Source organism: uncultured Campylobacter sp. (assembly GCF_938045465.1).
Taxonomy (GTDB): Bacteria; Campylobacterota; Campylobacteria; order Campylobacterales; family Campylobacteraceae; genus Campylobacter_B.
The window spans coordinates 1-3,417 of record NZ_CALIBF010000098.1 but is presented as its reverse complement, the minus strand read 5'-3'; the positions used below and the strand labels follow the sequence as shown (position 1 = coordinate 3,417).

The following is a 3,417-nucleotide window of genomic DNA, read 5'->3' as shown; positions in this document are numbered from 1 at the left end:
AATAAAAACGGATATGGCCTATTCAAAGCCAACCAATTTTCATAGTTATTTGCTTTTAACTTTTTACGAGTCTCAAAAAAGTCTTTTTCAAATTTCTTTGCTTCATTGTTATAATCAAAAGCTAAAAGCTCTTTATTGTTATTAGTTATAGCTGTCATAACGAAATAATAATTCCATGCCGGACCCACATGAGGTCTAAATCTTAAAAATTCGGCATATTGCTTTTCATCAAATTTTTGCCTTAAAAAACTTGGCGTAGATCTACAAACCTCATAGGCTTCACGTACAGTATCAAAAAGGACGCCGTCAAAATCCAAAAATAAAAATCTCATATCAATCCAAAGGCTTTACTATCATATTTTTATAAAATTCATCTCGAGGTAAAAATGGAGCAAGATCTTCCAATGGTTTTGATATCATAGTCCCATCCCGAAGCTTCATAGATGCAACTTTTGGCCCTATGGCTTCATTAGGCGGCAGCATCACTTCGCAAAACACCGATCCCTCACATGATAAAATTTCATCTATTTTTGCATTGGCATCATCGTTATTTTTAATTTGAAATACTTTAAAGCCATAAATTTTAGCGAGCGCCTTCATATCCGGTATACTTACACCACTTATAGGACTTTCACCGACAAAATTGTTATTGAAATAATTATGTTGAGTTATGCGTATAGAGAGGTATCCATTGTTGTTATACATAAAAATTTTAACGGGAAGCCGATAATGAATAATAGTTTGCAATTCCTGGATATTCATCTGAATGCTTCCATCACCGGTTAAGCATATAGTTTGTCTTTTATTATTTGCTACGCATGCACCAATTAGTGCCGGCAAATCATAGCCCATAGAAGCACATCCGACATTTGCAAAAAGCCTATCACCTGCTCGTACCGGATAGCTCTGAAATGTTGATGTATATGCTATGCCATTACCGGTAAGCAAGAGAGAATTTTTTGGTAATTTCTCCGAAAGTAATCTTGGAAAATAATATGAACTGACATAATTCTTCTCTTTCAATACGGACTTATCAAAAACAGGATATTTCATTTTTATTCTATTACAATATTTAAGCCAGTCTCCAATTTCTAGATTTAAATCTCTAGCTTTTTCTCTAAGATCATTTATAAAAACCTTTGCATCGGATTTAATTTTTATATCCGGAATAAAAGTTTTTTTATTAAGTTCGTTTTCATCTATATCAATCATAATTTTTTTGGCTTCTCGCGCAAAAAATTCCCAATTAAAGCTCAAAATTCTAAGATTTAATCTTGTACCTAATACTATTACCAAATCGCTATTTTGAATTACAAAATTCCCGGCCCTCTCACCTAAAATTCCCGGTCTACCAAAAAAATACTTATTTGAAGTTTCTATTAAATCAACTCCTGAAATAGCAGTCAAAACAGGGATTTTTAACTCGTCAATCAAGGCTCTAAAATCATCTTTTGCATTGGCTAACCTCACTCCGTTACCCACAATGATAACGGGGCGTTTAGCAGCTTTTAACGCATCTAGAACCTGTGGGATTTTTGTGTCGAATTTCGGCTCTTCTGGGATTTCAAATTCTACCAAATCCGCTTCGTCCACCATCGCGCCTTGTATATCTAGCGGCACATCCAGCCATACGGGCCCCGGTCTGCCGTGTTTAGCCTCATAAATAGCTTTTTGCAGATGAAATTTTATGCTATTTTTATCCGTTATCATTACGGCGTATTTTGTGATAGGCCTTACGATGTCAACGATATTAACCTCTTGATCGCCGAGCTGACGCAAATTTAGCTCGGGTTGCGAAGCGACGGTCGTTTGAAATTTTACCTGTCCCGATATAATCATCATAGGGATCGAATCTACCCAAGCGCCGTAAACGCCAGTAATCGCGTTCGTCCCGCCGGGACCCGTGGTAACATACGCGATACCGATCTTATTTGAGACGCGCGCATAGCCCTCTGCAGCTATCGCGCAAGCCTGTTCGTGATGGTTACAGACATACTCTAAATTTTCATTTTTGCCAAGCGAATCTATCAGATGCATATTGCCGCCACCCGAGACCATAAATACGGTCTTTGCGGTATCTTCGTGTTCGGCTATAAATTTTGCTATAAAATCGCTAACTTTTATCATCGCATCATCTCTTTTACGTAGTCGTTTAAATTTTGCTCGGTATCAATCGTGCCGTTTTCGTAGAAATTTTTATACCATCTTATGGTTTTTTCAAATGCCGTTTCACTATTCCAAACGGGCTTCCAGCCAAGCAGCGCATGTGCTTTAGAGCAATCAAGCTTCAATAAATTTGCCTCATGCGGCTGGTCCGTGTCGGAGCCGATTTTAAATTCTATCTTATCCCAATATCGCTTGGCGCTCTTTAGTACATCAAGCACCCTAATCGCACCATCATCGCTAGGTCCGAAATTCCACGCACCGCCGAATTCCTTTCGCCCTTCAAGCAACTTTTGCCCCACGAGCAAATATCCACTAAGCGGTTCTAACACATGCTGCCAAGGACGCGTCGCATTCGGATTGCGGATCGTTACCGCTTCATTTTTAGCTGCCGCGCGCATTACGTCGCAGATCAATCTGTCTTGCGCCCAGTCTCCACCGCCTATGACATTACCTGCGCGACACGTGGCAAGCAGCGTTTGATGCTTTGTGCCGTAATCTTTTTCGTTAAAAAAGGAGTTTCGATATGAATTAGCCAGAAGATCCGCGCAGCCTTTCGACGAACTATATGGATCATATCCGCCCATAGGATCGTTCTCGCGATAACCCCAAACCCACTCTTTATTTTCGTAAGCCTTGTCGCTGGTGATATTTACGATCGCGCGAACGCCTGCTTTTCTGCAGGCTTCAAAGACTTTTAATGTGCCGATAACATTGGTTTCGTAGGTTGTTATCGGATCGGCATAAGATGGACGTACGAGCGCCTGAGCGGCAAAGTGAAATACAATGTCGGGTTTATAAGTCGTAAACGCCTCGTCTAATTTAGCAAGATCTCGTATGTCGGCGATTACCTGGATGATATTTAAATTTAAAAGTCCTATATGATTTGGCTCTGTAGGCGCCGGAAGCGAATACCCTATCACTTTCGCGCCCAAGCGCTGCAGCCACAAGCTAAGCCACGAGCCCTTAAAACCCGTATGACCGGTAAGCAAAACGGTTTTGCCCTTATAAATTCCGGAGTATAAATTTTGCATTTCTTGCGCCGCTATTGCGTTGTTCATCCGCTACCACTTTTTCCATGGAGCGCTACCGCTATCCCATAGTTTTTCTAATACTTGCTTATCACGCAAGGCATCCATCGGCTTCCAGAAACCACAGTGCTTGAAAGCACAAAGCTCGCCGTCTTTAGCCAAATTTGAAAGCGGAGCTTGCTCGAATACCGTAGCATCACCATCAGTAATATAATCAAAAACC

Annotated in this window: 3 protein-coding genes and 1 pseudogene; all 4 read right to left on the bottom strand. The window is 40.6% G+C overall.

Features of this window, described 5'->3' with window-relative positions; all coding sequences use genetic code 11:
* A partial coding sequence (locus Q0413_RS04675) for a hypothetical protein (protein WP_298987770.1) occupies positions 1-332 on the bottom strand: 332 nt, incomplete at its 3' end.
* A gap of 1 nt (position 333) precedes the next feature.
* The gene (locus tag Q0413_RS04670; RefSeq protein ID WP_298987769.1) at positions 334-2,127 is read right to left on the bottom strand and encodes a thiamine pyrophosphate-binding protein; all 1,794 of its coding nucleotides are present in this window, start codon (positions 2,125-2,127) and stop codon (positions 334-336) included.
* Positions 2,124-3,224 carry a CDP-glucose 4,6-dehydratase gene (gene rfbG / locus Q0413_RS04665; RefSeq protein WP_298987768.1) on the bottom strand — a complete coding sequence of 367 codons (1,101 nt, stop codon included), beginning with the start codon at positions 3,222-3,224 and terminating at the stop codon, positions 2,124-2,126. Before rfbG ends, Q0413_RS04670 begins: the two co-directional genes overlap by 4 nt.
* A 3-nt stretch (positions 3,225-3,227) precedes the next feature.
* Positions 3,228-3,417, bottom strand: a pseudogene (locus tag Q0413_RS04660) (glucose-1-phosphate cytidylyltransferase); the annotation flags it as partial.

What these genes read in the sequence shown, in the direction of transcription:
- Q0413_RS04670 (WP_298987769.1), bottom strand. Translation starts at nt 2,127, where the DNA reads ATGATAAAAGTTAGCGATTTTATAGCAAAATTTATAGCCGAACACGAA.
- rfbG (WP_298987768.1), bottom strand. Translation starts at nt 3,224, where the DNA reads ATGAACAACGCAATAGCGGCGCAAGAAATGCAAAATTTATACTCCGGA.